A 7,353-nucleotide genomic window follows, 5' to 3' on the forward strand; every position below is an offset into this window, starting at 1 on the left:
CGCGCATGTCGTTCCGTATATACCGAGGGAAACAACTGCGCACTGCCGACTCGGGGCTGAGAGATGTTCAGCCAGATTGTGCGAGCTACGCCGTGCCGTCGCGTCGACATATCACGTGTCCAGAAAATTGTCCTTCAAGTCGAACACTGTCTTTTCAAATTCCTCGCGCCTAACATTTCCCTTTATCGTGGCCATTCGTTGCGGATCTATTCTGTTCAGCAGATTTTTTACCAGAATCTCAATATCGTCGTCGTGGACAAGGGCTTCATTATTGCTGATGATATCAAAATACTCGCCGAATATCGTATAAGTATCGTCATCCGCCGATTCCAGATCCTTTTCGCTCTGATAGGTGGCGGCAAGGTTTTCCAGAGGACGATGGAGCACCCATCCGCTAAACATATTTTCGTTATTGAAGAATAATGATAAATCAGATGTAATTCTAAAAACGGTTGCTGGAGGAGCGTTTTCGGTAAAACAGAACAACTCTCGACTGTTCGAATTGAAAGATCGATAAATCTGAGGGGGAAGAAGAAAAAACTCGCTTATCGGGGAAAGCTGGATTGAGAAATATCCGGCTTGAGGCTGCGGAAGTTTTGCATGAAAGTGAGAATTTTCTTCAGACAGGCTCAATATCAATGTATGTAGTTGCCCGGAATTATCAAATCTGACAATGTCTGATTCTTCGGTAAACCAATGTTCACTCCCTATACTTTCTGAAATAACGGTGTTTATCGTTGCATTAGGTTGCGTAATAATTTTTCCTGCAACAGCAAGTGACCCGCGGGAACCAAATATGAATGTGGTATCGCTGAATGGTTCTGACCTGGCAATCAGTTCTATCCCAACGTCATTGGTTAAGAAGAATTTATTCATTTCATGCAATCTATGGTAGTGAGAAGTGATACGCTTGGGAACTTTGGAATGACATTATACGCATGAAGCAGGCGTCGCTGGTCAGCGTGGGACTCGCGCGTGGTGTGCGAGATCACCACGTTGGCGAGCATATCGTACGCACAGCTTTTGAATTGCCCGGTGCTTTAAATATTTCTCCTTGTTTAACTCCTCGCAAGAAAATTTGTTAAACATAAATTTTACGAAGCGCTGATGAGCCGATTTGGAATAATCAATATCCAGGAGATCCATGTTACTCTCAACTGTCTTGAGGTAAAAATTTTGAGTTCCATTTTCAGAGGAAAACTGAATCAGGACGCCATTGTGAAAAAGAATCGCACCTTCATTCAAACCCTTATTCATATGAATATCGAACGAAAAATCATCGCCGGTGCTACGCATCATTAAATAGTTCAAAAATGTCGTGAGTCTGAACTTGTCAAAGATGCCGATTCCGTTGGTTTGTAGTCCATCTGCATAAAAGCAAAGTTTGAATTCCGTGCAGATGCTTTTTCGCCTGGAAGGGAAATTTCGTCGCCAAGAGAGAAGATGGTAATCTGTTTCTTCTCCGGATATATCAAAATCTTCCATCTCGATGTCGGATTTCGAGAATGAGATTAAATCGACCGAACGTGGATCGGCTATCCATCCGTCTTTGACAAAACGATAGATTAGTTCGTTTATATCTAACGCGCAGTTCGTGCGAATCAAATGGTGTCTTTTTTGATGTCTATTTGCCAGATTCATATCGAATTCCATTTTTATCGATTCGGCAACACCATTTTGCAGCCTTAGCCCATTGTTCTGCGGCCCGGTTCCGCTCGACTCTACCTTCAGCAATGAGGTCATCGCGGATGTCATGCTCGTTCCGGTCTTCATTGTAGATCGCTACCTGCATACCTTCATGAAACGTTATGAGTGAACCGCTGGAATCCATTTTTATATCAGTTTTTGCAAGCAGAACAAGATCCGGTTCCAGCATTTCATTAAGGTCGACGCATATGCGTGGAATTCTATTTAACATATGCACTTTTTCAGATCATATTAGAAGGTGCGTGCTGATGACGTGCCGCCCTAGGTCCAACACGCTTTTCGTTTGCACGATGAAAGTGGAAACTCGGGTTCAAATGTGTTTTTGGAAAAGGCGGTTAAAATAGAAACAGACCCAGGTGAAATGCCCGTCGTAATAATGATTTCGGACCCATCATGGCCAAGGATAGCAACACCACATTCTGTTATGAAATCATTGCCTTCGTAAACAATCTTTTCCATCCCCCTTACTGGAAGGGAAGGGCGTATATCCTGGCGTTTTTCGGACTCCGTCATGCCCAGATGACCGGCTGCAGCGGAAACGAATAGCATATTTAATGATCCTATTTCCTCCCAATCAACAACCGCTGTGCAGGCGGATGAAAATTCAATACCTGTATCATTATCAAAAATCAATATAAATTTCCAAGCCGCCTTAAAGTTATGACTATCAGGCATCCAGTAAGCTGAAACTTTTTGGTTTATCAGAACGCTATGTAGATTGTCTGTTCTTACACCCTCAACTTGAAATTCAAACAGCTTTTTCCCATGTAATGTGATTCTCGGAGTGATAAAGGGTTTCATCTGACTACATTCCTTTTCCAGCTCTATCATTGCCTTTCCCGGCAAGGCCCGATATTTCAAGTAACGCTTCACCGTATGGCTGGCATGAACTGCCCCCGAGCCCCCCGGGGCTCCATGTGTGCTATTTGCCCTTGCAGTTACATTTTCCTTGCCTCACTCGCAATTTGGTAGAACGTCTCGGCTGCGTGATCGTCTAATGGTTCAATTTCTCGTGCGGTAAGGACTCCGATGGTGATCTCTTTTTGCCTGGATCTGTTTGTGACAGTCCCATTTTCTAATCCAATGAGATACTCGATCTGCCGTAACACCGACAAAAGTGCGGTGCTACTTGGATATTGGTCAAGTAAGACGCTGCATTTCTGCCTGCCAAGCTCTAACAGTTGCTGTCTGCTCATGGATTTGGAACCTCTACAGAAATGCCTTTTCCGGTACGAAGAATTGTATTTGTTTGGCTAGTTAAAGCAGTACAACCTTCATTTCCGCAAGGACCTTGCCAAGAGGTAGCGACAATTCTGCGTCAATAGCCGCCCACTCGTTGAGATCAAGTTTTCGAAGCAACGCAATCAACTTTTCAGTCCCATTGAAATGCATGACATCCCAAATTATGTCAGCATCAAATCCATTTTCTGGATCACCTTGTTCTAACAGCTTCCTGATCTCTCCCGAAGTTTTTCCTTGGTAATCATCATTATTTCAAACTGCACGTGCCAACCAGATTTTCTGGAATCTGGCTGCGGACCAAAATGGGCTCTACGCCGTTTTCAGTGGAAATGGACGTCCGGCGCGGTAGATGGTAGATCGGTCCTGTGCAAACAGTTCAAGATCGAGCATCGAGCACCGACTCATTCCGCCACGCCATCCGCAAACCAACGGCATGGTGGAGCGCTTCAATGCCCGCATCAGCGAGATCGTCAATCAGACACGCTTCGGCTCCGCAGCCGAACTCGAATCAACGCTGCGTAACTACGCCAAAATTTACAACCATAACATTCCTCAACGCGCGCTAAACCATTAGACACCGATTCAGGCACTCAAGAAATGGCAGGATGAAAAGCCAGATCTATTCTTAAAACGCGTATATAACCAAACGGGCCTTGACACCTAATGTTCAGCTCGTGTTAGTTTGTCGGCACTGACCCGGTACCCTCCCTGACCCACCTCGTTATACACAACTGTTCAGTGCGCCCATTTCACGTAGCGTGCGTATTGTTTCCGCCGCCACGTGAACATCCTTCAATCCAAGCCAGATCGTCTTGACGCCGGGCTCGCCATCGCTCTTGCGAGCGAGGAAGCCGCCGATGCAGGCGACCTGACGCAGAACGTCGTTCAGGCGTGGCTTGTCCGGAGGGGTCTTTTTGCGCAGCAGATAGGCCGCTTGAATCTCGTCTGGGTCGAAGGACAGTCCGGCATCCAAATCCGGACAGGTCCGGCCCAAGCGCATCAACCGCGCGATGCGCCACGCGACCACCATGAACAGCGCCAAGGCCCGTTCAAGCTGCGTGATGGAACCCAACTGCAGCGCCTCAACGCGGCAGGCGTTTTTCAGAACGTCGAACAGCATTTCGATTTCCCAGCGCGCGCGGTACCAGTCGATCAACTCGACGACCGCCTCGGGCGTGGCGACCTCGCGGTTGGTCAACAAACGCCACTCGATGGGCTTGGCGCCGTCCGGCGCGTCGATCTCGCGCGCGATCACGCAGGTGGCGATGACGCTCTTGTCTTTGCCGGCAGGCAGCGTCACCGTGCGTGCCCACAGTTGCTGGCGCACCGTGCGCGCCTTCACCCCATGCCGCGCCGCCATCGCGAACGTCAGCTCGCCGATCGGCGCGCCCGTGCCCGTGTGCTCCCACAGCTTGACGCCGTCGGGCAGGCAGCGGTTGTGCTTGGCGCGCACCAGCCAGTCGGCGGGCCTTCCCAGTTCTTGCGCGCGCAACATCAACGGCACCAAGTCGGCCTCGCGGTCGGCTACATAGTCGAGTCGGGTGTCGGGCAACTGCGCCGCGATCTCGGCGATTCGCTCATAGCCTTCGATCCAGCGCAGACTTTCCTTCGGCCCGCCGCGCGCGCCGGTCTTGTCCTTCTTTTCGCGCGCCCACATCCACGCGTCGATGATCCCCAGCGGCTCGCGCGCGGGCGTGACCGCGTAGGTCGGATGCAGGTACATGCCGCGCTGCGCTTCGTAGCTCAACGGACCGAGGCCGAACGCGCCTTGGCCGTTAAAGTCCAGTTCGGTCGTGTCCTGCAAACAAAGCACCACTGGCAGCGCGGACATACGTTGTGCTGCGTCTGCTGCCAGTGCGGCGCCATGATCGCCTGCCAGTCAACGCTGTCGTTGTCGAAAAAGCGATACGCCGCCATCGTTTCGCCCCAGCCTTGGCACGCCTTCGGCACGCTCGCCGTCGGGTCAGCCGCAAATCGTTCCATCAAGATCCTCGCTCGTTTGTTCAGGCGCGCATCGCCCAAGTCGAGTTGTCCAAATTCCGTCTCGGTCCAAGGTGCTGGTGCTGTCGCCAATTTATCCACGCAAAAGACGAGAGTAAACCTGATTCGCGGTGAGTTTACAAGGGGCGCGTTAAGTACTTGAATGTAAACGTGTTTTCACGCCGGCTCGGCGGCGTCCGGACTTATGTATAACGAGGTGTCCCTGACCCCGTGCCCTCCCGTACTCTGCTCCCCACCTGTGCGACAGCTTGTCATCGAAATTCATGATTGTGTAATTATCGACTTTGTCAAAACAAATATTTTAAATTATGCGGACAGATTCAGGCTTTTCAAGCCGAAAACGAAATTTTCGTCCATCTGTACTTGTGACGATCACCTCTTCGTGGTCAATGTCACCTGATTCGAATGGATTTGACGAGATTAAAAATGCCAGCCGGATCAGAGCGCCCGTAGATAAAAGCGATAAAGAGACAAAACCATTCTCTCCTGAAGAACAGCACTCGCTACACGATAAACCCAGATCCAGATCGGGGAAGTCCTTGGAGTAGAGCGATGCGAATCCTTCGTTTAAGCTATTGCTATCATTAACGCCGGGCACCTGTGAAATCGGCATCCACGCTGTGGAGTTCATGTAGTACCGATCAGCGTTATCCTGGCCAATAGGTTGCAATGGGAAAATTCGTCCATCCCCATACATGATTAAATCGAAGTACGGACACTCTTCATTATCCCACAGTCGCTTGGCCAGAACTTCATCAACGTTGGTGGTATGGCTGGCAGCATGTATGTTTAGTATATTTTCCATCGGCTGTCAATTTTTTGAAAGTCCTGGCGTGACCGTATTGATTAAGATGGCATCGTTTACAAACAATCGGGCGAGTGCTTGAACTTATTTCTTATAAGCCAGTACTCATGTGTATTTGCCAAACATGCCAATAGCCAAGCGATCTAAATAATCAACATCATGATACTTAGTTCAATAATTGCTAAAAGCGTAATGGGAACTTCATTCTTGTTGATGTTAATCATAAAGATCTCCGGTCAGGAACCCTTTAAGGTAGCGGACCACGAACCGCGGCTGGCAATTAACGCCACACAAATCCCGGAGGAAGTCGCTCCTCGCCAAATCGGATGGCCGCAAATGCAGCATCCTGTTCTTTGTTTTCGCGATCATCAGCATCGCATGTGAAATACTCAAACCGTGCTGACCTTGTGGCATTTTCCCATTCCGCAATGTCTTTACCAATAAATTCTTCAAGCAATCCAATTATTGGCTCCAATTTCATCGGCTCGGAGCGCCATTTCCATCCTTCCCCTTCATCAACCATCGTGATCGGATCAAACTCGACACTCACGCAATAATTGCCAGGTTTTCCGCTAATATATACTGATATTACATATAGATTGATATCCGTCAATCTCTCCCTATACACACAAACTGTCCGGCGCGAGCCTAAACTCACATAGCTTTCAATTTCTTTCGGATCCATAGTCTTGAACTCATTTTTTTAGCAATATAGCCAGTCGAATTTAATCAGGAAATGCTTTTCGCATCAGCTCGCTTTTTATGTCTGGACAGTCTTCGTGCCACCAATAAGGCACATCCTCGTCAGGCTGCGCATGTTCATAAATGCCAACAAGTCCGAGCAATTCTATCGGATTATCGGCCTTGAACACGAAGCCATTTTTTTCGGCGAGCCACAAGGCGTCATTTGGCCAACAGCCGTCTTCATCCAGTTCCCCTTGAATGGAAAGCGAATAACTTCTGTCTCGCATAATCTTAAGACAGGTGTTCCAGAGATTAAAATTAGACGCCAACATTCGTGTCCTCTATTCGCATTAGTTATTATGCATATCTATTGAAGCTCACCGTGGCCGTCCAGCATGGCTGCAGCGCTGAAAGCCCTGCGGAGACCAGGAAGTGATCCTGCGAAACTCATCCGTCAATGCAGCACCGACTCGTATCGCCCCATAGTTTCTTGGCAACATCATTTTGCAGCCCTAGCGCGCGTAATTTTCTTCCTGCGATGTTCACCGTACCTTCGTACGGCTGCGCTTTTCAAACGAAACTGATGCCGCTCGCTACGGTTTCTTCGAGGCCGCTAAAGTAAATGATGATCTTAATTGCACTCTGTTCAGCGATGCCACTTTCGAAGTGTACGTGTTCCTGGGCTGCCGACGAGAACTTTTGGATAAAAGCCGACGATTTTTGCTGCTCGTTCTTGGCGCTAAATTGGCCATTTTCTATCGCCCACTCGTAGACCGAGATGCCCACCGAGCCAATTGCAAAACGATTTTTCTGAACTGGCCGACATCAGGAGAGCACAATTTTTCATCGCTTTTTCGTGATATCGGAGGAAATCTGATCGTTTACGGCGGCGGAATCATGGCTAATCTCATTTT

8 protein-coding genes and 2 pseudogenes are annotated in these 7,353 nt (G+C 48.7%); 2 read left to right on the forward strand and 8 right to left on the reverse strand.

Features of this window, described 5'->3' with window-relative positions; all coding sequences use genetic code 11:
* Positions 1 to 111: 111 nt before the first annotated feature.
* The 4 genes from F2P46_RS29220 to F2P46_RS38890 form a co-directional block, all read right to left on the reverse strand.
* Positions 112 to 876, reverse strand: a complete 765-nt coding sequence (locus F2P46_RS29220; RefSeq protein WP_166896879.1) for a hypothetical protein — start codon at positions 874 to 876, stop codon at positions 112 to 114.
* Between the two features lie 81 nt (positions 877 to 957).
* Entirely contained in the window at positions 958 to 1,755 is a 798-nt protein-coding gene (locus tag F2P46_RS29225; protein ID WP_166896881.1) for a hypothetical protein, read from the reverse strand.
* 213 nt (positions 1,756 to 1,968) lie between these two features.
* Positions 1,969 to 2,538, reverse strand: a complete 570-nt coding sequence (locus F2P46_RS29230) for a hypothetical protein (RefSeq protein ID WP_166896883.1) — start codon at positions 2,536 to 2,538, stop codon at positions 1,969 to 1,971.
* A gap of 107 nt (positions 2,539 to 2,645) precedes the next feature.
* A complete protein-coding gene (locus F2P46_RS38890; protein ID WP_166896885.1) occupies positions 2,646 to 2,903 on the reverse strand; it encodes an immunity protein Tsi6 family protein in 258 nt (85 codons plus the stop codon).
* Between the two features lie 434 nt (positions 2,904 to 3,337).
* On the opposite strand from F2P46_RS38890, the pseudogene F2P46_RS29240 reads away from it, so the two are divergent.
* A pseudogene (locus tag F2P46_RS29240) lies at positions 3,338 to 3,613 on the forward strand (integrase core domain-containing protein); the annotation flags it as partial.
* A 57-nt stretch (positions 3,614 to 3,670) separates the two neighbouring features.
* Here the strand turns inward: F2P46_RS29240 and F2P46_RS29245 are convergent.
* The 4 genes and pseudogenes from F2P46_RS29245 to F2P46_RS29260 form a co-directional block, all read right to left on the reverse strand.
* Positions 3,671 to 5,022: pseudogene (locus F2P46_RS29245) on the reverse strand (IS4 family transposase).
* Between the two features lie 229 nt (positions 5,023 to 5,251).
* Positions 5,252 to 5,755, reverse strand: coding sequence for a hypothetical protein (locus tag F2P46_RS29250; protein WP_166896887.1), 504 nt, complete (start codon positions 5,753 to 5,755; stop codon positions 5,252 to 5,254).
* 280 nt (positions 5,756 to 6,035) lie between these two features.
* Entirely contained in the window at positions 6,036 to 6,440 is a 405-nt protein-coding gene (locus F2P46_RS29255; protein WP_166896889.1) for a hypothetical protein, read from the reverse strand.
* A 40-nt stretch (positions 6,441 to 6,480) separates the two neighbouring features.
* Positions 6,481 to 6,771: a hypothetical protein gene (locus tag F2P46_RS29260; protein ID WP_166896891.1), complete on the reverse strand. Its 291-nt coding sequence runs from the start codon at positions 6,769 to 6,771 to the stop codon at positions 6,481 to 6,483.
* A gap of 367 nt (positions 6,772 to 7,138) precedes the next feature.
* Between F2P46_RS29260 and F2P46_RS37160 the strand changes: the two genes are divergently transcribed.
* The coding region (locus F2P46_RS37160; protein WP_208296819.1) for a hypothetical protein at positions 7,139 to 7,353 on the forward strand (215 nt) is incomplete at its 3' end.

Source organism: Massilia sp. CCM 8734 (assembly GCF_011682155.1).
Lineage (GTDB): Bacteria > Pseudomonadota > Gammaproteobacteria > Burkholderiales > Burkholderiaceae_D > Telluria_A > Telluria_A rubra.

Excerpts from the sequence above, each read along its gene's own strand:
- F2P46_RS29220 (WP_166896879.1), bottom strand. The coding sequence starts at position 876 with ATGAATAAATTCTTCTTAACCAATGACGTTGGGATAGAACTGATTGCC.
- F2P46_RS29225 (WP_166896881.1), bottom strand. The coding sequence starts at position 1,755 with ATGACATCCGCGATGACCTCATTGCTGAAGGTAGAGTCGAGCGGAACC.
- F2P46_RS29230 (WP_166896883.1), bottom strand. The coding sequence starts at position 2,538 with ATGATAGAGCTGGAAAAGGAATGTAGTCAGATGAAACCCTTTATCACT.
- F2P46_RS38890 (WP_166896885.1), bottom strand. The coding sequence starts at position 2,903 with ATGAGCAGACAGCAACTGTTAGAGCTTGGCAGGCAGAAATGCAGCGTC.
- F2P46_RS29250 (WP_166896887.1), bottom strand. The coding sequence starts at position 5,755 with ATGGAAAATATACTAAACATACATGCTGCCAGCCATACCACCAACGTT.
- F2P46_RS29255 (WP_166896889.1), bottom strand. The coding sequence starts at position 6,440 with ATGGATCCGAAAGAAATTGAAAGCTATGTGAGTTTAGGCTCGCGCCGG.
- F2P46_RS29260 (WP_166896891.1), bottom strand. The coding sequence starts at position 6,771 with ATGTTGGCGTCTAATTTTAATCTCTGGAACACCTGTCTTAAGATTATG.